Source organism: Pseudomonas sp. ZL2, from assembly GCF_054788455.1.
In genome coordinates, this window is the sequence record NZ_JBGOGX010000026.1 from 55,476 (window position 1) to 75,119 (window position 19,644).

18 protein-coding genes are annotated in these 19,644 nt (G+C 62.2%); 7 read left to right on the top strand and 11 right to left on the bottom strand.

Annotated features, from left to right (window positions below):
* Window positions 1-34 precede the first annotated feature (34 nt).
* The gene (locus tag ABM562_RS17685) at window positions 35-817 is read right to left on the bottom strand and encodes an aldolase (RefSeq protein ID WP_346617184.1); all 783 of its coding nucleotides are present in this window, start codon (window positions 815-817) and stop codon (window positions 35-37) included.
* 160 nt (window positions 818-977) lie between these two features.
* Between ABM562_RS17685 and ABM562_RS17690 the strand changes: the two genes are divergently transcribed.
* Window positions 978-1,514, top strand: a complete 537-nt coding sequence (locus ABM562_RS17690) for a helix-turn-helix domain-containing protein (protein WP_115086415.1) — start codon at window positions 978-980, stop codon at window positions 1,512-1,514.
* Between the two features lie 5 nt (window positions 1,515-1,519).
* Window positions 1,520-2,305, top strand: coding sequence for an AraC family transcriptional regulator (locus ABM562_RS17695; protein WP_460422800.1), 786 nt, complete (start codon window positions 1,520-1,522; stop codon window positions 2,303-2,305).
* Here the strand turns inward: ABM562_RS17695 and ABM562_RS17700 are convergent.
* Window positions 2,294-2,881 (bottom strand): LysE family translocator, encoded by a 588-nt coding sequence (locus tag ABM562_RS17700; RefSeq protein WP_346617185.1) that lies wholly within the window; start codon window positions 2,879-2,881, stop codon window positions 2,294-2,296. The genes ABM562_RS17695 and ABM562_RS17700 overlap by 12 nt on opposite strands.
* A gap of 311 nt (window positions 2,882-3,192) precedes the next feature.
* Here ABM562_RS17700 and ABM562_RS17705 point away from each other — a divergent pair, with 311 nt between their 5' ends.
* Complete coding sequence (locus ABM562_RS17705; protein WP_460422802.1) at window positions 3,193-4,764, top strand: TerC family protein; 1,572 nt, start codon at window positions 3,193-3,195, stop codon at window positions 4,762-4,764.
* Here the strand turns inward: ABM562_RS17705 and rarD are convergent.
* Together rarD and ABM562_RS17715 are read right to left on the bottom strand one after the other, a co-directional pair.
* The gene (gene rarD / locus ABM562_RS17710; RefSeq protein ID WP_115086419.1) at window positions 4,727-5,614 is read right to left on the bottom strand and encodes an EamA family transporter RarD; all 888 of its coding nucleotides are present in this window, start codon (window positions 5,612-5,614) and stop codon (window positions 4,727-4,729) included. The genes ABM562_RS17705 and rarD overlap by 38 nt on opposite strands.
* Before the next feature lie 61 nt (window positions 5,615-5,675).
* A complete protein-coding gene (locus tag ABM562_RS17715) occupies window positions 5,676-7,247 on the bottom strand; it encodes an EAL domain-containing protein (RefSeq protein ID WP_460422804.1) in 1,572 nt (523 codons plus the stop codon).
* Between the two features lie 324 nt (window positions 7,248-7,571).
* Here ABM562_RS17715 and hppD point away from each other — a divergent pair, with 324 nt between their 5' ends.
* The gene (gene hppD, locus ABM562_RS17720; RefSeq protein ID WP_115086421.1) at window positions 7,572-8,648 is read left to right on the top strand and encodes a 4-hydroxyphenylpyruvate dioxygenase; all 1,077 of its coding nucleotides are present in this window, start codon (window positions 7,572-7,574) and stop codon (window positions 8,646-8,648) included.
* Between the two features lie 307 nt (window positions 8,649-8,955).
* Window positions 8,956-9,117, top strand: coding sequence for a hypothetical protein (locus tag ABM562_RS17725; protein ID WP_460422805.1), 162 nt, complete (start codon window positions 8,956-8,958; stop codon window positions 9,115-9,117).
* 322 nt (window positions 9,118-9,439) lie between these two features.
* Here ABM562_RS17725 and ABM562_RS17730 read toward each other — a convergent pair whose 3' ends face one another.
* Both ABM562_RS17730 and ABM562_RS17735 read right to left on the bottom strand, forming a co-directional pair.
* Window positions 9,440-10,240, bottom strand: coding sequence for a CSS-motif domain-containing protein (locus ABM562_RS17730; RefSeq protein WP_460422806.1), 801 nt, complete (start codon window positions 10,238-10,240; stop codon window positions 9,440-9,442).
* A gap of 137 nt (window positions 10,241-10,377) precedes the next feature.
* The gene (locus ABM562_RS17735; protein WP_115086423.1) at window positions 10,378-11,073 is read right to left on the bottom strand and encodes a type 1 glutamine amidotransferase domain-containing protein; all 696 of its coding nucleotides are present in this window, start codon (window positions 11,071-11,073) and stop codon (window positions 10,378-10,380) included.
* Window positions 11,074-11,249: 176 nt separating this feature from the next.
* On the opposite strand from ABM562_RS17735, the gene ABM562_RS17740 reads away from it, so the two are divergent.
* Both ABM562_RS17740 and ABM562_RS17745 read left to right on the top strand, forming a co-directional pair.
* Window positions 11,250-11,687, top strand: coding sequence for a nucleoside deaminase (locus tag ABM562_RS17740; protein ID WP_460422817.1), 438 nt, complete (start codon window positions 11,250-11,252; stop codon window positions 11,685-11,687).
* A 53-nt stretch (window positions 11,688-11,740) separates the two neighbouring features.
* Window positions 11,741-13,780 carry a hybrid sensor histidine kinase/response regulator gene (locus tag ABM562_RS17745; protein ID WP_460422808.1) on the top strand — a complete coding sequence of 680 codons (2,040 nt, stop codon included), beginning with the start codon at window positions 11,741-11,743 and terminating at the stop codon, window positions 13,778-13,780.
* Here the strand turns inward: ABM562_RS17745 and ABM562_RS17750 are convergent.
* The 5 genes from ABM562_RS17750 to ABM562_RS17770 form a co-directional block, all read right to left on the bottom strand.
* A complete protein-coding gene (locus tag ABM562_RS17750) occupies window positions 13,741-14,700 on the bottom strand; it encodes a lysylphosphatidylglycerol synthase domain-containing protein (protein WP_460422810.1) in 960 nt (319 codons plus the stop codon). The genes ABM562_RS17745 and ABM562_RS17750 overlap by 40 nt on opposite strands.
* A complete protein-coding gene (clsB, locus tag ABM562_RS17755; protein WP_346617188.1) occupies window positions 14,697-15,908 on the bottom strand; it encodes a cardiolipin synthase ClsB in 1,212 nt (403 codons plus the stop codon). The genes ABM562_RS17750 and clsB overlap by 4 nt, the downstream gene beginning before the upstream one ends.
* Entirely contained in the window at window positions 15,905-16,678 is a 774-nt protein-coding gene (locus tag ABM562_RS17760; protein ID WP_115087097.1) for an endonuclease/exonuclease/phosphatase family protein, read from the bottom strand. Before ABM562_RS17760 ends, clsB begins: the two co-directional genes overlap by 4 nt.
* A gap of 5 nt (window positions 16,679-16,683) precedes the next feature.
* A complete protein-coding gene (locus ABM562_RS17765) occupies window positions 16,684-18,318 on the bottom strand; it encodes an ATP-binding protein (protein WP_134062420.1) in 1,635 nt (544 codons plus the stop codon).
* 122 nt (window positions 18,319-18,440) lie between these two features.
* A complete protein-coding gene (locus ABM562_RS17770) occupies window positions 18,441-19,496 on the bottom strand; it encodes a tetratricopeptide repeat protein (protein ID WP_460422811.1) in 1,056 nt (351 codons plus the stop codon).
* Between the last annotated feature and the right edge of the window lie 148 nt (window positions 19,497-19,644).

Genomic DNA, 19,644 nt, shown 5'->3' on the forward strand with positions numbered 1-19,644 from the left:
AATCTACTCCGCAAGGTAAGTAAAAAAGCTCGGATCAGTTCAGGCAGTCGCCATGCACCCGCAGGCACTGGCGCGCATAGTAGTTAAAGGCAGCGCTGTGGCGTTTGGGCCGGGAGATCCAGTCATGGGCTTCACGGCCCAGCTCAGGGGCAATCGGCTTGATGCTGCCGGCGGCCATGGCCAGCAGTTGCAGCTTGGCGGCGCGCTCGATCAACTGGGCAATCACGCAGGCTTCCTCGATGCTGGCGCCGGTCGACAACTGGCCGTGGTGCGAGAGCAGGATGGCGCGCTTGTCGCCCAGGGCTGCACTGATGATCTCGCCTTCTTCGTTGCCCACCGGCACGCCGGGCCAGGCTTCGAGAAACGCGCAATCGTCGTACAGCGGGCAGAGGTCCATGTGCGACACCTCAAGCGGCACTTCGAGCATCGACAGGGCGGCGACGTGGGTCGGGTGGGTGTGGATGATGCAGTTCACATCCGGCCGCGCGCGGTACACCCAGCTGTGGAAGCGGTTGGCCGGGTTGGGCATGCCCTGTCCTTCGAGCACTTCCAGGTCTTCGTTGACCAGCAACAGGTTGCTGGCAGTGATTTCGTCGAATCCCAGGCCCAGTTGCTGGGTGTAGAAGGTGCCCGGTTGCGGACCGCGGGCGCTGATTTGCCCGGCAAGGCCGGAGTCGTGGCCGTTGTCGAACAGAATCCGGCAGGTCAATGCCAGCTTTTCGCGCACAGTCCACGTATTATCGGCAAGCGAGCCTTGCATCTGCTTAAGGGCCTTCTGGATCAGTTGGTCCTTGGGGAGTGCCATTGTCTTGGTCATGGGGCTATCCTCGGTGGCGTGATGGATTGTCACGGCTGGCCCACCCCGGTTGCTTGGAAGGTGACGGGGTGGTCAATCTCATGACACAATCAAGGCTATATGACACAAAGTGTCATTAGCAAGAAAAAACTTGCCCATGGCATTGGGAAAATCGCGTCACATGTCTATCCGATTGAAATTGTTGAGAAAAAAACTCGGTATTACCCTGGATGCGCTGGCTGAGATGTCGGGCATGACCAAGAGTTACCTGTCCAAGGTCGAGCGCGGGCTGAACACCCCGTCGATAGCGGCTGCGTTGAAGCTGGCGCGTGCCTTGAACGTCAATGTCGAGGAGCTGTTTGCCGAAGACCAGCCAGGCCAGGCCCGCTACAGCCTGGTGCGCAACCACGAACGTCAGGCGGTAGCGGGGCCGGGGCCAGGTTATACGGTGCTGACCAAGCAGATCGGCAGCCGCAGCCTGTTGCCCTTCATCATCAGCCCGCCGCCCGAGTTCAGCGATGCTTCGTTCAAGGAGCACCTGGGCGAGGAGTTCCTGTTCGTCCATGAGGGGCAGGTAGAGGTCGACTTCATGAACGAGCGGGTGATCCTCGAACGTGGGGATGCGCTGTATTTCAACGCCCAGACCCCACACCGCCTGCGCTCGCTGGGTGAAGTACAGGCCCAGTTGCTGGTGGTGGTGCACGACGCCGAGGGCTGATGCCAATGCGCGCAAACTCCCGATTCTGGCGTGACCCGGCGCTGCCTTTCATCGAGGCGCGCAGCGTCGCCGATGGCCGCAAGGTCTGCTACGCGGCGCATTCGCACGAGAGTTTTTCGATTGGCGCAATCACGGCGGGGCGCAGTACCTACCTCAGTGGCGACAGCCATCAGAACGTGGCCGCCGGTACCGTGGTGCTGATGAACCCAGGGGTGGTGCATACCTGCAATCCCATCGACGGTGAGCCCTGGTCCTACCTGATGCTGTATGTCGACTGGTCCTGGTTGCAGGCCCTCGGGTTCTCAGCGCCAACGGCGATCAGCAGCACGTTGGCGGCGCTGTTCGACGATCTGCGGCAGTTGTTCCATCTGCTGCTGGATGAGCAGCAACCGGCCGCTGGCAAAGAGGCAGCCTTACGGGTGTTTTTCCGCGGATTGAGCCAGCACCTGGGGGCTGGCGAGCAACCGGCGACCAAGGCTGACCAGCGGCTGCTGGCGGCTGCGGCATTCATTCGCGGCCATTGCACCGAGCCATTGCGCCTGGAGGACATCAGCCAGGCTGCCGGGCTGTCTACGTCCTACCTGATCCGGGCGTTCAAGCAGCAGTTTGGCCTGACGCCCCATGGTTACCTGCTCGACCAGCGCGTGCAATACGCCCGCGCTCAGTTGCGGCGCGGCCGGCAGATCGCCGAGGTCGCCATGGAGGCCGGTTTTGCCGATCAGGCGCATTTGCAGCGCGCCTTCAAACGCCACCTGGCGGCGACGCCGGGGCATTACCGTTCAGCCCAGTAGCAGGTACAGGGCGCTGGCCACCAGCAGCAGTGCCAGGCTGCGGTTGAACAGGCGCATGCGCTGCGGATTGTTGAGGTACTGACTGATCACGCTGCCAGCCCAGGCCCAGGTGGCGATCGACAGGTAGCAGATGACGAAATAGACAGCGCTGAATTGCCATAACAGCCGGGTTTCGCCATCGCCGACATAGGCGCCAATCCCGGCCACGCAGGCCAGCCAGGCTTTCGGGTTGAGCCACTGCAGGGTGGCGCCGGCAAGCATCGAAGGTGCGGCCTCGTGGCTGGCCGAACCCAGTTGGCCATTGTCCCAGGCCAGTTTCCAGGCCATGTACAGCAAAAACAGCACGCCTGCCCAGTGCAGTACCTGGGTCAGGGCCGGCCAGTAGCGCAGCAGTTGGTGCAGGCCGAGGCCAATCAGCAACAGCAGCAGGGTAAAACCCACTGTTGCTCCGGTGACATGCCGCAGGCTGGCGCGCAGGCCGTGGCGGGCACCGGCGCCCAGGGCGACGATATTGACCGGGCCGGGTGAGATAGAAGCGGCCAGCGCAAAGGCGGCCATTGATAGCATCAGGCTCATGGGAAGTTCATCCAGAACAGGGGAGACCGGCACAGCCTACGGCTCGGCAAACCCTCGGGTATTGAAGAAAATTACCCAACACAGGCAATACGCTCACCGCTCACCGGCAGGAGCGGGCTTGCCCTGCGATTTACAGAATTTGAAATAGTTTCATGCTGTGAGAAAAGCCTGCTGCAATTGTAGGATCACATCCCCAATTGATTTCAGGTTGATATGACTTCGTTTTCGGAGCCTCCCAGTACCCGGCCGTCCCGGCCATTCTCCCGTCTTTGTGACGTTTTCCGTCCGTTCTCGCACATGAGTGATCGCCCATGGAATGGCTAGCCGACCCCACGGCCTGGCTGGGCCTTGCCACGCTGATTGTGCTGGAACTGGTACTGGGTATCGATAACCTGGTGTTCATCGCCATCCTCGCCGATAAACTGCCGCCCCATCAGCGCGACCGTGCGCGGGTGATCGGCCTGTCGCTGGCGCTGATCATGCGCCTGGGCCTGCTGGCCAGTATCTCGTGGATGGTGACCCTCACTGCGCCGCTGTTCGAGGTGTTCGACAAGAGCTTCTCCGGACGCGACCTGATCATGCTGTTCGGTGGTGTGTTCCTGTTGTTCAAGGCGACCATGGAACTGCACGAGCGCCTGGAAGGCCACGTTGCGCAAAACACCGGCAGCGTGCGTCACGCCGCGTTCTGGCCGATCGTCGCGCAGATCGTGGTGCTTGATGCGGTGTTCTCCCTGGACGCGGTCATCACCGCCGTGGGTATGGTCGAAGAATTGTCGATCATGATGATCGCCGTGATCTTCTCCATCGGCATCATGATCGTTGCCAGCAAGCCGTTGACCCGTTTCGTCAACAATCACCCGACGGTGATCATGCTGTGCCTGGGTTTCTTGATGATGATCGGCTTCAGCCTCACCGCCGAGGGCCTGGGCTTCCATATTCCGAAAGGCTACCTGTATGCCGCCATCGGTTTCTCGATCCTCATCGAGCTGTTCAACCAGCTGGCCCGTGCCCGCCGCAAGCGGAGCCTGCAGCAACACCGTCCGCTGCGCGAACGCACCGCCCACGCGGTAATGCGCCTGCTGGGCGGGCGCCGGGTCGAGGCCGACAACGTCGGCGAGGAGATTGCCGATCTGGTCGAGGGTGGCGAAGAGCAGGTGCTGTTCGACCGCCGCGAGCGGGTGATGATCAGCGGCGTACTGAACCTGGCCGAGCGGCCGGTCAAGACCGTGATGACGGTACGTGCCAAGGTCGATACCATCGACCTGGCGCAGCCGGCTGAAGCAATTCGTACCGCGCTGATGCATTCGTCCTACTCGCGCCTGCCGCTGATTCGTGACGGCCGCATCGAAGAACCCTTGGGCTTCGTGCACAAGAAGGAACTGCTCAAGGAGTTGTTGGCCGGTAATCAGCCGGACCTGGAGAGCCTCGCCCGGGCGCCGCTGAACCTGCTGGAGAGTTTCAGCATCCTCAACGCCCTGGAACAGATGCGCGGCCAGTCGACGCACATTGCCTTCGTGGTCAACGAGTTCGGTGATTTCACCGGGGTGCTGACCATGACCGATATCCTCGAGTCCATCGCCGGTGAATTGCCCGATGCCAGTGAAGTGGAGGGGCCGGGGATCGTCGAAGACGAGCAGGGCTTTGTCGTCAGCGGCGCCCTGAACCTCAGCCAGATCCAGGCGCGCACCGGTTTTGCCGCCAAGCCCACGGAGGACTACCAGACCCTCGCCGGCCTGGTCATGAGCCTGCTTGACCGCTTGCCGATGGTCGGCGACAGCCTGGTGTGGGACAACTGGAAGATGACTGTGGTCGCGGTGGAGGAAAGACGGGTGCGCCAGGTGCGCCTTACACCGAGCGCCGCCGTTGACGCAGCAGGTGCCTGACGCCTTCAGCGATCAGCACCAGCACCGCCAGCCAGATCGGCAGGTAAGTCAGCCACTGGTCGGGGCCGATGGTCTCGCCCAGGAGCAGGGCCACGGCCACCAGCAGCACCGGTTCGACATAGCTGAGCAGGCCGAACAGGCTGAAGGCCAGCAGGCGGCTGGCCAGTACATAACAGATCAGCGCCAGTGCGCTGATCACCCCAAGCAGTGGAATCAGGCCGTACAACCCCGGATGTTCGGCCAGGTCCTGGGCCGACAGCGGGCCCTGGATGACAAAGTACAGCGCCGCTGGCAGCAGCAGGCACATGTCGGCCCACAGCCCGCCAAGATGGTCAGTGCCACATTTGCGCCGCAGCACGAAGTACAACGGATAGCCACCGGCCACCAACAGGGTTTCCCAGGCAAAACTGCCATGTTGGTAAAGCTCATGACCGACGCCGGTGATCGCACAGGCCACCGCCACTTTCTGCAGTCGCGACAGGCGTTCTCCATAGATCAGGCGGCCGGTCAGAACCATGGTCAGCGGCAAGAGGAAATAGCCCAGCGATACTTCCAGGCTGCGCCCGTGCAACGGCGCCCAGAGGAACAGCCAGAGCTGCACGCCCATCAGCGACGAAGTCCCCAGCAGGCCGAGCAACAGCAGCGGTGTGCGCCGCACCCGTGCGAGCAAGCCGGTGACCAGCGGCCAGTCGCGGGTAAACAGCATGAACAGGGTGACGCACGGCAGGGTCAGGAGCATGCGCCAGCCGAACACCTCCTCGCCGTCGAGCGGGGTGAGCAGCGAGGTGTAGTAGTACATCACGGCAAACAGGAACGACGCCGTGACCGATGTAATGATGCCTTTTGACACAAATGCCTCGGTTGCAGAAGAAAACAGAGCGGGTAACCCGCGATGATCTCAGGCCGCAGGCCTAACCGGCAACCTCCGCCACCTGCGACGCGGGTTCGGCCTGGGCCGCCAGGGCGGCGACAAAACCCTCGATCGGCATGGGCCGGGCGAACAGGTAACCCTGCTGGAAATCGACATTGTGGTGCGCCAGGTAATCGCGCTGGGTTTCGTTTTCGACGCCTTCTGCGACGATGCCCAGTTCAAGCTTGGCCGACAGTTCGATGATGCTGTCGAGAATATGCAATGACAGGGCATCGACCCCGATCAGGGCGACGAAGCTCTGGTCGATCTTCAGGTAGTCGACCTTGAACTGGCGCAGGTAGCTGAGGCTGGACTGGCCGGTGCCGAAGTCGTCGATGGCAATCATTACCCCCAGTTCGTGCAGCTTGGCGAACAGGTCCTGGGTGACTTCGCTGGGGGCGATCAGCTTGCGTTCGGTCAGTTCCAGGGTCAGCAGCACGCGCCCGGGCGGGAAGGCGGCGAGAAAGTCCCGGCAGTCGTCGTACAGGGCCAGGTCCTGGCAATGATCGGCGGTGATGTTGATGCCGACATGAAAACCGTCCTCCATCAGCGCCGCATGGGGCGCCAGCAGTTCGGCGGTGCGGCGCATGAGGATGCGCGTCATCGGCACGATCTGGCCGCTGTGCTCGGCGTAGGGGATGAACAGGTCGGGGCGTACCAGGCCTTCGCGTGGGTGCTGCCAGCGCATCAGCACTTCGGCGCCGGCCCAGCGATAGTCGCCCCTGCGCACCACTGGCTGGAAGTACGGCAAAAATTCGTTGGCTTCCATGGCCCGCTGCAACTCGGCCCGTGGCGAACTGGCGCGACGCAGCATCCAGCGGCACACGGCGCCGGCAATCACCCCGAGAAACACCAGCAAGCCGAACAGGGCAGGGTATTCATCGCGCATCACCTGGCCGACCTTGCCCGCTTCATAACCGCTGTGGATCGAGAAAGGGTAGTGGCTGGAGGTGAGCCGCACCGGCGCCACCGCGGCGGCGGGGGCGATACCTTCATGCACCAGGCCGTCCTTGCCCATCCAGTAACGGCCCACCTGCAGCAACAACCGGGTGTGCGGGCCGATCAGGCGCAGGGCGGTGAGCAGGTGGTCGCCATCGACGGTGCTGATGGCGCCGCGCTCGCCTTCGCTGACCCGATACACCAGCAGCGGATGGCCCGGGGTCACCGAGTTGCCGTTCATCAGCCAGAGTTTGCCGTCGACATAGTCGCTGGCATTGACCGGTTCGCTGTACGGGCCGAACAGCGAACTGCAATACAGCTCGTTGCGGTAGACCAGGTTGGTGGAGCGCACGAAGGAGCGGCGGGTGACCTGGTCGCGCAGGGCCAGTTTTTCTTCCATGCACGGCAGCCCGGCCAGTGGCAGCAGCGATTGCGCCGCGCCGGAGATGTTGTCCAGGATCAGCTCGACCTGGGCCACCACATGCTGTGCGGTGGCGCTGCTGCGGGCCTCGAGCTCGCGCTCGGCTTGCCAGAACATGATCACCAGGCCGCACAGCACCGGTACCGCGCCGACGGCCCAGGGCAGCAGGGCACGCAAGGTCCAGCGTCCGGGGCGTTTTACCGTGAAAGGCATGGCGGCTAACCTGTACTGGCGGAGAAGGAAAACGGCTGTGCGCCTAGGATAGCCGTTCGTCGGCCGTCGGGCGTCAACTTAAGTGCGGACAAATCGGTTTACGCACTGTAGAATCCCGTTACGCATACAATAATAAGGTTCTCCACCTTCGGGGAATCAACCCGCCGAGAATGGGTCCATATGAAGTGTCATGGGTTCAAGCTGATCTATGGTGACTTCCTCGCCAGAAGTGTGAGGGGCATCTCTTGCGCGCCACCACGCCTGCTCGACATCGATAGCAATTAACAACCGTTATTTACCCGCTTTGATGATGAGGAAACGAGCATGGCTGATATCTTTGAAAACCCGATGGGCCTGATGGGCTTTGAATTCATCGAGTTCGCATCGCCGACCCCGGGCGCCCTGGAACCGATCTTCCAGATCATGGGTTTCACCAAGGTGGCTACCCACCGTTCCAAGGACGTGCACCTGTACCGCCAGGGCGGTATCAACCTGATCCTGAACAACGAACCGAAAAGCGTCGCTTCGTACTTTGCCGCCGAGCATGGCCCTTCGGTATGCGGCATGGCCTTCCGTGTGCGTAACGCCCACGAAGCCTATGCCCGCGCCCTGGAACTGGGGGCCCAGCCGGTGGAAATCGAAACCGGTCCGATGGAGCTGCGTCTGCCGGCGATCAAAGGTATCGGTGGTGCGCCGCTGTACCTGATCGACCGCTTTGAAGAAGGCAGCTCGATCTATGACATCGACTTCAACTTCATTGAGGGCGTCGATCGTCATCCAGTCGGTGCCGGCCTCAAGATCATCGATCACCTGACCCACAACGTTTACCGCGGGCGCATGGCCTACTGGGCCGGTTTCTACGAGAAACTGTTCAACTTCCGCGAGATTCGTTACTTCGACATCAAGGGTGAGTACACCGGCCTGACCTCCAAGGCCATGACCGCACCTGACGGCATGATCCGTATCCCGCTGAACGAGGAATCGTCCAAGGGTGCCGGGCAGATCGAAGAGTTCCTCATGCAGTTCAATGGCGAGGGCATCCAGCACGTGGCCTTCCTCAGCGACAACCTGCTCGAGAGCTGGGACGCCCTGAAAAAACTCGGCATGCGCTTCATGACCGCGCCGCCGGAGACCTACTACGAGATGCTCGAAGGCCGTCTGCCGGGTCACGGCGAGCCGGTCGGCGAGCTGCAGGCCCGTGGCATCCTGCTTGACGGCTCCTCCGAGTCCGGTGACAAGCGCCTGCTGCTGCAGATCTTCTCGGAAACCCTGATGGGCCCGGTGTTCTTCGAGTTCATCCAGCGCAAGGGTGACGATGGCTTCGGTGAAGGCAACTTCAAGGCCCTGTTCGAGTCGATCGAGCGAGACCAGGTGCGTCGCGGTGTTCTGAGCACTGACTGATCTGCATCGCTACTGAAAAGGCCATTGGGCGTATGCTCAATGGCCTTTTTTTTTAGGTTCTCCACGGAATCCCGGAGGCTATGATTCTTCGGTTGGGTTGGGATGTTGAGGCTGCGGGCTTATCCATTCGCTGTGGCGCTGCTGCTGGCCCCTTCCGCCCTTACGGCGGCCTATTTTTCTCTTGGGAAAAGGTAGGCAAAACCGCTTGCTCCTGCATACGGCCCTACGCTGCGCTTCGGGTCCCCTCGCTACGGCACCTTCGCTCGGCCTCCTGAAGTCGCCTTTCGCGGCGCCTGGAAGTACGTGCATGAACATCAAGATCAAGATCAAGATCAAGACCAAGCAAGTTGGTACTCGTTTTACCAGCGGGCTTGTCCCGCTCCTGCGTCAGTATGGCTTCGCCAACATCTGCTTTCGCAGATACGTCAGTGCAGGCGCCGCCCGTAACTTCGCGACTTCAGGAGGCTGAGCGTAGGTGTCTGGAGGGGGCTGGTGCGTAGCACCCTTCGGCCCAGGCCGAAGTCGCGAGACGTAGACTTGGCGAAGCAAGTCGTAGGCCGCGATGCCCCTGGAAGGCACCGTAGCGAAGGAACCCGGAGCGCAGCGTAGGGCCGTATGCTGGAGCGAGCGGTTTTGGTTCCTTTTGCCAAGACAAAAGGGACCCGCCGTAAGGGCGGAAGGGGCCGGCAGCGGCGCCACAGCGAATGGATAAGCCCGCAGCCGTAGCCTCAACATCCCAACCCAAGGCTCATAGCCCCGGGATTCCGTAAAGGGCTTTTTTATGCAGGCGTTCAAACGGTAGGAGGCGCAGGTGTGCGGCGTCTACGGAACAAGCCCCAGTACGCCACCGCCGCCGTAATGATGCCAACCAGCAGCAATGACGGCGCGGTTGAAGCCGAGGCCTGGCGGATCATTCGCCAGGTATGGCCATGCGGGTAGCCAGCGTGCACCGTGTAGCCATATTTCTCGGAGACCAGGCGCTGCGAGTCCTCGGCATGGTTGGGTATTTGTGATTCGATGCCACTGCCGGTTGCCCAGAGGTAGTCGGAGCCGAACTGCAGGGCCAGCACGATGGAGTTTTTGAAGCCCAGCAATTCGGCTTGCAAACTGCGGGCATCGTTGAGGGCGATGACGCCAAAAGGGTATTCCTGTATGCGGTAATGCAATACGGGAACGTCTGGCGTGACGACGTTGCGCAGATCCAGGCGCAGGCGCTGGTTGAGGTATTCACCGGGGTCGATCTGCCTGTCAACGTTACCGAGCAGGGAGCTACAGTAGCCTCGGTTCTCTCTGACCAGCACCAGCGAGCGCACGTTGGGTTGCTTGAAGGCTTCCTGACGCAGGGCAGGCAGGACCTCCTCGCACGTTCGCCCAGCCAGCCCCAGCACTGATCCGCTGGCGCCGTGCAGGGTATCGATTACTCGGTCAATGGCATAAACGGCCTCAGCAGCAGACACTTTGGCGGTTTCTTCCTGCTTGCGCTCAACCTGCAGTGCCAGCACCAGAAGGCCACAGGCCACAGGCGCCAGGCCGATCAGCAGGGTTATCAGAAACTCGAGCAAACTGCGGCCGGCAAGACGGGATGGAGCCATGATTGCACCTCTATGCTGAACGAGAACCCGATCTTCCTGGTCGGGTGATACTCGCCAGCATAAAGAGTGCAATCAGCGGCGGCTGTAGGCCACGTTTACCGTAGATGAAGTACCAATCGGCAATCCGGGTAAGCGCCTCAACGCTTTTTCAGCGCGGCCACTACCAGGTCAGCCACCACGCCAGCGGAGGCGGGGTTCTGACCGGTGATCAAGCGTCCCTCTTTCTGGTCGGCAATGGCGAAGGGCAGCCACGGCTCCTCAGCCTTGAGATACAGCCCGCCACGGGCTTTGAGCTCGGTTTCGGTCAGATAAGGTACGACCTTGTCCAGTTCAGCCAGTTTCTCTTCAGTGTCGGAAAAGCCGGTGACTTCGCGGTCCTTGACCAGCAAGGTGTTGTCACTGAGCTTGATGTTGAGCAGGCCGACCGCGCCATGACACACCGATGCCACCACGCCACCGGCCTCGAAGATGCGCCGGGCCAGGTCCTGCAGTTCAGTGTTGTCGGGAAAGTCCCAGATGACACCGTGACCGCCGGTATAGTAGATGACGCTGTAATCCTGGGCCTTGACCTCTCCGGGGCTGAGGGTCTTGCCCAGGCGGTTCATGAACGCCTTGTTCTGGTACCACTCCCAATCGATATCTGCGGCCATTTGCAGGCTGTGCGGGTCGATGGGTACGTAGCCGCCGCCGGGGCTCAGGTAGTCGACCTTGTAGCCAGCCTTTTCGACTTTATCGACAAAATGCACCGCTTCACCCAGCCACAGACCCGTGGCGCGCTTCAGTGTCGGGTATTTGGCCGTATTGGTCAGCACCACCAGTATTTTCTTGCTCATCGCAACGCTCCCTGTACTGGAACGGACCCGGACTGCCCGGGCCGCAGAGGAGAAACCTGTTCAGCATAGTAGCGGCTGGCATGGATGCCATTCCCGGCTGGCGATATGCTAGCCTGCGAAGATAGTCCGCAACGCTACAGGGAGTCGACCAACGGATGAGCACTATGACCCAAACCGTGGATGCGTTCATGCAGGCAGCCATCGAAGAGGCCCAACAGGGCCGTAATGAGGGCGGCATACCGATCGGTTCTGTGTTGGTGCACGACAACCGGATCATCGGACGCGGCCATAACCGCCGCGTGCAACAGGGCAGCGCGATCCTGCACGGCGAAATGGACGCCCTGGAAAACGCCGGGCGCCAGCCCGCCAGCCTCTATGCCGAGGCCACCCTGTACACCACCTTGTCGCCGTGCCCGATGTGCAGCGGGGCGATCCTGCTGTACGGCATCAAGCGCGTCATTGTTGGCGAAAACCAGACCTTCATGGGCGAGGAAGACCTGCTCAAGGCCCGTGGTGTCGACGTGCAGGTGCTGCACAATGATAACTGCGTCAAGATGATGAGCGATTTTATCCAGGAGCATCCCGAGCTCTGGAACGAAGATATCGGCGTCTAGGTCCGATTGTTCAGACCCCCAACCGTTAGCCGAGCTCGCCCATGTCAGGATCAATGAGTGTAAAGGTTCGTAACCATGACTGGGCCAGTACGGCCCTCGGGCCTTTGCACCTGTGGCCCGCGTCATTGCGCATTGCCGTGGACATGCTGCTGGCATCGAAATTCCCCGGTTGCCTGGTCTGGGGGCCGCAATTGGTGACTATCTACAACGATGCCTTCAAGCCGATCCTCGGGGCCAAGCCTGAAGCGCTGGGGCGCGGTTTTGACGAGGTCTGGAGCGAGGCGTGGGACAGCATCGGTGCCCTGGTGTTTCGCACGCTGTCGGGCGAGGCGATCTTCATCGAGAACTTCCCGCTGATGATCAATCGCAACGGCTCGATGGAACAGACCTACTTCACGTTCTGCTACAGCCCCATCCGTGATGAGCGCGGGGCGGTGGCCGGTTTCCTCGACACGGTGATCGAGACCACCGCCAGCGTCGAAGCCGAGTTGCAGTGGCGCCACCTGACCAACACCTTCGAGCGCCAGGTGCAGGAGCGTACGGCTGACCGCAACCGGTTCTGGCAGTTGTCCAGCGATATCATGCTGGTTGTCTTGCCGGACTTGCGCATCAGCGCCGTCAATCCGGCCTGGACCCAGGTCCTGGGCTGGCACGAAGACGAGGTGCTGCAAACTTCGGTCATGTCCTTGGTACACGCCGACGATCACCAGGAGGTCGTGTCGGTGGTCGAACGCCTGCGGGCCGGCCAAGGCACTGAAAATACGGTCAGCCGCTTGCGTCACAAGGACGGGCATTATCGTTGGTTCAACTGGGCTGCGGTGCCATCGGAACTTGGCTTTACCGCCGTTGGCAACGACATCACCCAGGAGCGCGAACGCGAAGAAACATTGCGCCACGCTGAAGAGTTGCTGCGCCAAAGCCAGAAGATGGAGGCCATCGGGCAGCTTTCCGGCGGTATGGCCCATGACTTCAACAACCTGCTGACCGGCATAAGCGGCAGCCTTGAACTGCTTGAACGGCGCATTGCCCAAGGGCACCTGGAAAACCTGCACGTCTACCTCGATGCCGCCCGCGGCGCGGCCAAGCGCGCGGCGACACTGACCCATCGACTGCTGGCTTTTTCCCGGCGCCAGGCGCTCGATCCCAAGCCTGCCTGTATCAATCAACTGGTACTGGACATCGAGCAGTTGATACAGCAGACCGTCGGCACTCATATCGATTTGCAGGTCCAGGTCGAACCTGCCCCCTGGTGGGTGCTGATCGACGCCAATCAGCTGGAGAACGCCCTGATCAACCTGTGCATCAATGCCCGCGACGCCATGAGCGCAGGCGGTTGCCTGCGCATCACTACCGGTAACGAACGGCATGAACTGCCCTCCGAAGGTGAAGACGGCCTGGCCCCCGGGGACTACTTTTCACTGCAGGTACAGGACAACGGCCATGGCATGAACGCCGATATCGTCGCGCGGGCTTTCGACCCGTTTTTCACCACCAAGCCGGTGGGGCAGGGCACCGGGCTTGGTTTGTCGATGGTCTACGGGTTCGTCCGTCAGTCGGGCGGGCGGGTATGGATCGATTCCAGTCCCGGGCAGGGTACCCGGGTGAAGATACTCCTGCCACGTTACCTGGATGAACTGCCGGAGCCTGCAGCTGGCGAGCCTTCCCGCAAGGCTTACGCGCGCGCCAAGGGTGAACGCATCCTCCTGGTCGACGACGAGAGCACCTTGCGCTTGCTGATCAAGGAGGCCCTTGAAGAAGAGGGCTTCGAAGTGTTCGAGGCGGGCGATGCCGAGGCGGCGTTGCAGCAGTTTCGCCAGTTGGGCACGGTCGACCTGCTGATCACCGATATCGGCCTGCCGCGCGGCGTCAGCGGTCGACAGCTGGCCAACGCCGTGCACACGATCCAGCCGCAGCAAAAGGTGCTGTTGATTACCGGTTTCGCAGAACAGCAGGTGACCGAAGAGCAAGTGCTTGAGCCCGGTGTCGCGCTGATGACCAAGCCCTTTGCCCTGGAAGACCTTGTCCACCAGGTGCACGAGATGCTTGAAGCGGTTCAGCCGGTGCTCCTCGACCTTTCCCCGGCGCTGCGCTGACTGGCCAGGCGTTCGAGCAACAGATACACCAGCGTGGCGATCAGCAGCGGCAGCAGAAAGTAGATCGCCCGGTAGCCAATCAACGCGGCAAGCAGCGTGCCTTTGCCGTAAGTCCCCTGCAGCAGGGTCAGGAACACCGTTTCCAGTACGCCCAGCCCGGCCGGGATATGGGTAATGACCCCGGCGATGCTGCTGATCATCAGCACCGCCAGCACGGTCGGGTAGTCCGCCCCTTTGGGCAACAGGGTGAACACCACCAGCGCCATCAACGACCAGTTGCAGGCGCCCATCAGTACTTGCAGCGCAGCCAGGCGGATGCCCGGCAGGGTGATCGGGTGCTTGCGAAAGCGCCAGGTGCGGCGTGTGGCGAAGGCGCAGGCCAGCAGGTAGGCGATGGCCACCAGCAGCAACACGGCACCGATCAGGCGCAAGCCGGTGTTGCCGATCTCCATGCCGGCCGGCAACCTCGGCAGACCACAGACAAACAAGCTGCCCGCCACTGCGAAATAGCCCACCCAGTTGGTCAATAGCCCCAGGCTGAGGATTCGGGTAATGGTCGAGACCTTCAGGCCAAGGCGGGTATACAACCGGTAGCGCAGTGCAATGCCACCGACCCAGGCGCTCAGGTTGAGGTTGAAGGCATAGCACACGAACGCCAGCGGCAGCACCTGACGCGCCGGCAAGTGGTGCCCGGTGTAGTGGCGCCCGAGCAGGTCGAAGCTGCTGAACAGGGCAAAGCTGCACCACGCCACCCCGGCGGCCATGCCCAGGGTGCTCCAGTGATAGGCGGCCAGCGCTTGCCGTACCTCCTGCCAGTCGAGGTTTTTCAGCACGGTAAACAGCAGCACCGGCACCAGGATGAAAAAACCCAGGGTCAGCAGCTGGCGGGCGCGACGCCAGAGTTTCCTGTGCGGGTTCATGTCGGCTTGCCTGTTGCTTCGCTACCTTCGTACAGCGGTTTCAGGCGCGGTACATGGGCCGGCAGCCAGCCCATCAGGGCCGGGAAATGACGGATGAAATGAAAGGTCAGGAAGATCAGCGGCGCCCGCCACCAGTAGCCGCGCAGTGCCCGCTGCAGGCTGACTGCTTTGCAGCGATGGGCGGTAAGCTCCTGCAGGTGTTCATGCAGGCGGGTGTTGAAGGTCTCATCGCGGATGATCAGGTTGGCCTCAAGGTTCAGGGCCAGGCTCAAGGGGTCGAGGTTGCTTGAACCGACCGTCGACCAGTGCCGGTCAACCAGCGCCACTTTGCCGTGCAGCGGCCGTTCGCAATACTCGAAAATGCGCACGCCGTCCCTGATCAGGTAGTTGTAGAGCAAGCGTGAGCACAGCCGTACCCAGGGCATGTCGGGCATGCCCTGCAATACCAGGGTGACCCTGACGCCCCGACGGGCGGCATTGCGAATCGCCCGCAGCAGCCGGTAACCGGGAAAGAAGTAGGCGTTGGCGATGGTGATACGTTCACGGGCCGCACTCAGCGCCCTGAGGTAGTGTTGCTCGATGTCATTGGGGTGGTCCTGGTTGTCGCGAATGCACAGGGTCATGCTGGCCTGTTCGCTGTCCGGATTGATCGGCACCCGGCGTTGCCACCAGCGCCGGGTGCCCGGCCTGAGCACGCTCTGTTGTTCGAGCAAGCGAAGGGTGGCGCGCTGCAGGTCGGCGACGATCGGCCCGCGCACCTGCACGGCGTAGTCCTGTTTGGCCATCGGCCCGAAATCGGCCAGGTGATCGGCGCAGTAATTGATACCGCCGACAAAGCCGACCTCGCCATCGACCACCAGGATCTTGCGGTGCAGGCGGCGAAACAGGTTGGTGCGCATGCCCAGGCGTTTCGGGCTGGGGTCGAAGGCTTGCAAATGGACACCGGCCTCGCTGAGTTCGCGCAGGTAATCAAGGCTCAGGTCGGCGGTGCCGTAGCCATCGACCAGCATTTCGACTTTCACTCCGCGCTTGGCGGCAGCGATCAACAGTTGCTGCAACTGCTTGCCGACCTTGTCCTCATAGATGATGAAGGTCTCCAGGAGAATTTCCACCCGCGCCTGCTCGATGGCGGCAAAGGCGCTGTCGAAGTATTCCTCGCCATTGATCAGCAGTTGAACCTGGTTGTCGGGTCGCCACTGGCTGTTCACAGGTGCACCTCCACTGCCAATGGCAGGTGATCGGAAAGGTGGGTCCAGGGCTTGCGGGCCATGACCTTGGGGGCATGCGCCCGGGCGTTGCGCAGGTAGATGCGGTCCAGGCACAGCAGCGGCCAGCGCGCCGGAAAACTGCGCGCAGGGCGGCCATGAGCCTGGCTGAACACTTCATGTAACCCGCACTCGGCCAGCACCCCGTCGGCGCGCTGGCGCCAGTCGTTGAAGTCGCCGGCAACGATCACCGGGGCATCGCCGGGCAGGCTGTGCAGCAACTCGCACAGCAGGTGCAATTGCCGCCGGCGCTGACGTTCGTCCAGGCCCAGGTGCACGCAGACCGTATGCAGTTCGGTGTCCGCCGGCAAGGCCAGCACTGCATGCAGCAAGCCACGTTGTTCGCTGCCATGGACGCTGACGTCAAGATTGTCATGGCGCAGGATCGGGTACTTGGACAGCAGCGCATTGCCGTGTTCGCCTTCCGGATACACGGCGTTGCGGCCATAGGCGAACACCGGCCAGAGGCTGTCGGCGAGAAACTCGTATTGCGGCACATCCGACCAGTTGCGGTGGCGCAGGCCGTGGTGGCGATGGCTGCCGAGCACTTCCTGGAGGAACACCAGATCGGCGTCCTCGCTGCGCACCGCTTCACGCAGCTCAGGCAATACGTAATGGCGGTTCAGCGGGCTGAAACCCTTGTGGGCATTGACCGTCAGCACCCGCAACGTGTGTACCGCCGGTGCCGCGGCGAGGGGGCCGTCGGGCTGCATCTGGCTCATGGTCGGCTGCCCTTGCCGAGAATCTGCGCGACCTTGTCGGTCAACTGGGCGAATTCGAAAGGCTTGCAGATCATCTGCATGCCAGCGTCGAGGAAGCCGCCGCGGGCCACTGCGGTTTCGGCGTAGCCGGTGATGAACAGCACCTTGAGCTGGGGCCGCAACTGACGACCGATCTCTGCCAACTGGCGGCCGTTCATGCCCGGCAACCCGACGTCGCTGACCAACAGGTCGACCGGCTCCCCGGCCTGCAGGATCGCCAGGGCGATATTGGCATCTTCGGCCACCGTGCACTGGTAACCCTGCTCATCCAGCGCCTGGTGCACCAGCAGGCGAACGGTGGGGTCATCTTCGACAATCAACACGTTCTGACTGGCGGTAGCGGCGGAAGGCTGCGGTACTTCGACCTCAGACTCGAGTCGTTGTGCTGCATGCCGTGGCAGGTAAACATCGACGCGCGTGCCGTGGCCGATGCGGCTGTGCAAGGCCACGTGGCCCTGGGACTGCTTGCTGAAGCCGTACACCATCGACAACCCCAGGCCCGTGCCCTGGCCGATCGGCTTGGTGGTGAAGAACGGGTCGAAGGCGCGGTCCAGGGTGCTCTGCGGCATGCCACAGCCATTGTCATGCAGACTGATCAGCACATAGTCGCCGGCGGCCAGGGAGTGACCACCAAACAGGGTACCGTCGAGGCGCTGGTTACTGGCGCTGACGGTAAGGCGTCCGCCATTGGGCATGGCATCATGGGCATTGCTCAGCAGGTTGCCGAGTGCTTCCTGCAGTTGCACCGGGTCTGCTTCCACAGCCCATAACTCGGGCTCGATGCGTACTTGCAGCTTGATCTGTGGGCCGAGCACCGACTTCAGTTGCTCTGCCGTCAACAGTGCAGCGACCTGCACCGGGTGCGCATCCAGTGACTGCCGACTGGAGAACGCCAGCAGGCGGTGGGTCATGCTGGCTGCGCGCTTGACCGCTTCCTGGCTGAGGCTGAGCAGGGCCGGCAGGGTGTCGGTGCGGCCTTGCTGCAAGCGTTTGCCGATCATTTCCAGGCTGCCGCCGATGCCGGTCAGCAAGTTGTTGAAGTCGTGGGCCACACCGCCGGCCAGTTGGCCGATGGCTTCCATTTTCTGCGACTGGCGCAGGTAATGTTCTTCCTCGCGTAACTGGCGCAGCTGCGCTTCGACCCGGTGCGTCTGACGCTCCAGTTCCTGGCTCTGGTTACGTGCCTGGTACTGTCGGCGCCGCGCGCGCAACGAGGCGTGGGTCAGGGCGAGAAGAGTGTCGGGTTCGAACGGACATTGCAGCAGGAACAGGTTGCCAAGGGCAGCGTGTCGGCTTTGCGGCGGGCTTTGACCTTGTATCGGCGGCCCCGTCAGCAGCAGCACGGGCAGGTCCGACCACAACGGCTGTTTGCCAAGGTAGAGATGCAAGGGCGAGCGGGTGCTACCGTCCAGGCAGGTGTCGGCGATGATCGCCAGGCCTACGCCCTGTTCCAGGGCAAGCCCGAGGTCTTCCATGGTGGCGGCTTGCAGCGCCTGAATGCCGGCCTTATCGAGCAGGCGCTGGGCCAGCTGGCTGAGCTGGGCCGGCGCTAGAATCAGCGCTCGTTCGGCATTGGCTAACGCGTTGCCCACGGGTGGTCTCCTTTGATAACGCTCAGGCAAGCACCGCCGGTGCCTGCTGTCCTCGCACTATCTCTGGACCACAGCCGTTGCGTGGGGGTTCAACCGGGTTGGCGGACGGTTGTCGGGAGCGTTCAAAGGCCTTGCTGCACCAGCGGATCGTCCGGGTTCTGCTGCTCCAGCTGGGCCAGCAGCACCTGCACATTCTGCAACTGGCCGGTTTCTTTCCAGTACTCGATCAGCAGCACCCGCGCCTTGCGGTTGGCCGGTTGCCGGGCAAGGATGGTTTCCAGCTGCTTTTGCGCGGCATCGACCTGCTCCAGCTGGTGCAGGCTGGTGGCCAGGGTGTAGCGGTAGTCGTGGTTGTCCGGTTCCAGTTCCAGGGCCCGGGCGAAGGCCAGCAGGGCGTATTCGTCCTGGCCGTGGCGCAGCAGCCAGCGCCCCAGTTCATGTTGCAGGAAGGCAGAGTCGGGGCGCTTCTGCAGCGCTTTAGCCAACACCTGGCGTGAGGCGTCGGTCTGGCCCTGGCGCTCCAGCAGCTGGACCTGGGCGGCCAGCGCTTCGAGATTGTCCGGGGCCAGTTGCAGGGTGCGTTCCAGTGCTTGCCCGGCCTCCTGATAGCTGTTCTCGTGCAGGTACAGCTGGGCCAGGTGCAACTGGGCGCTGGCATCGTCGCTGCGCTTGGCCAGGAGCTGCTGGTACTGCTCCAGCACTTCCTGCAGCGGTCCGTAATACAGGCCGATATCGTCCGCGCTCAGCCCGAGCAGGGCATCGACCACGGCAAAGCGTACGCTTTGCTCTTCGTCATCGAGCAACGGGCCGAGCACCAGGCTGCGCTGGGTACCGGGCAGCATCGCCTGGATGCTGGCGACGGCGGCGCGGCGCACCAGCGGGTCTTCATGCTGCAGGTCGCGGTTGGCCAGTTTCAGGGCCAGGGGCGAGGGGTAATTGGGCAGTTCGGCGTACAGGCTGGCGCGGCGGATGGACGACAGGTCAGCGCGGCCCAATTGCTGGTAGAGCACCCGTGCGGCCCCAGGCTGGCCGTCATGGGCCATGGTCAGAGCCTTGGTGTAGCTGTGCTTGAGGGCCGGGCTGGGAGCAGGGCTGTCGTCACGCCAGAAATAGCCACCCAGGCCGAGGATGATGAGCAAGGTCAGGCTGATGAGCGTGTACTGGCGCTGTTTCGACATGGTGAATCCGAAGCGTGTCGCGGCTGCAAAGGGTTGAGCTTGGGTCACGAGGGCCGGTGGCGTCAAATGCAATGCGTGGTTATGCGCTGACTGCATCGCCGGCAAGGCCGGCTTGTGTCTTGAGGTAGGAATAGAATCAGAAGTGAGA

Excerpts from the sequence above, each read along its gene's own strand:
- ABM562_RS17725 (WP_460422805.1), top strand. The coding sequence starts at position 8,956 with ATGAACATCAAGATCAAGATCAAGATCAAGACCAAGCAAGTTGGTACT.
- ABM562_RS17695 (WP_460422800.1), top strand. The coding sequence starts at position 1,520 with ATGCGCGCAAACTCCCGATTCTGGCGTGACCCGGCGCTGCCTTTCATC.
- ABM562_RS17750 (WP_460422810.1), bottom strand. The coding sequence starts at position 14,700 with ATGAACCCGCACAGGAAACTCTGGCGTCGCGCCCGCCAGCTGCTGACC.
- ABM562_RS17685 (WP_346617184.1), bottom strand. The coding sequence starts at position 817 with ATGACCAAGACAATGGCACTCCCCAAGGACCAACTGATCCAGAAGGCC.
- ABM562_RS17690 (WP_115086415.1), top strand. The coding sequence starts at position 978 with ATGTCTATCCGATTGAAATTGTTGAGAAAAAAACTCGGTATTACCCTG.
- ABM562_RS17735 (WP_115086423.1), bottom strand. The coding sequence starts at position 11,073 with ATGAGCAAGAAAATACTGGTGGTGCTGACCAATACGGCCAAATACCCG.
- ABM562_RS17700 (WP_346617185.1), bottom strand. The coding sequence starts at position 2,881 with ATGAGCCTGATGCTATCAATGGCCGCCTTTGCGCTGGCCGCTTCTATC.
- ABM562_RS17715 (WP_460422804.1), bottom strand. The coding sequence starts at position 7,247 with ATGCCTTTCACGGTAAAACGCCCCGGACGCTGGACCTTGCGTGCCCTG.
- hppD (WP_115086421.1), top strand. The coding sequence starts at position 7,572 with ATGGCTGATATCTTTGAAAACCCGATGGGCCTGATGGGCTTTGAATTC.
- ABM562_RS17770 (WP_460422811.1), bottom strand. The coding sequence starts at position 19,496 with ATGTCGAAACAGCGCCAGTACACGCTCATCAGCCTGACCTTGCTCATC.
- ABM562_RS17745 (WP_460422808.1), top strand. The coding sequence starts at position 11,741 with ATGAGTGTAAAGGTTCGTAACCATGACTGGGCCAGTACGGCCCTCGGG.
- ABM562_RS17705 (WP_460422802.1), top strand. The coding sequence starts at position 3,193 with ATGGAATGGCTAGCCGACCCCACGGCCTGGCTGGGCCTTGCCACGCTG.
- ABM562_RS17730 (WP_460422806.1), bottom strand. The coding sequence starts at position 10,240 with ATGGCTCCATCCCGTCTTGCCGGCCGCAGTTTGCTCGAGTTTCTGATA.
- ABM562_RS17760 (WP_115087097.1), bottom strand. The coding sequence starts at position 16,678 with ATGCAGCCCGACGGCCCCCTCGCCGCGGCACCGGCGGTACACACGTTG.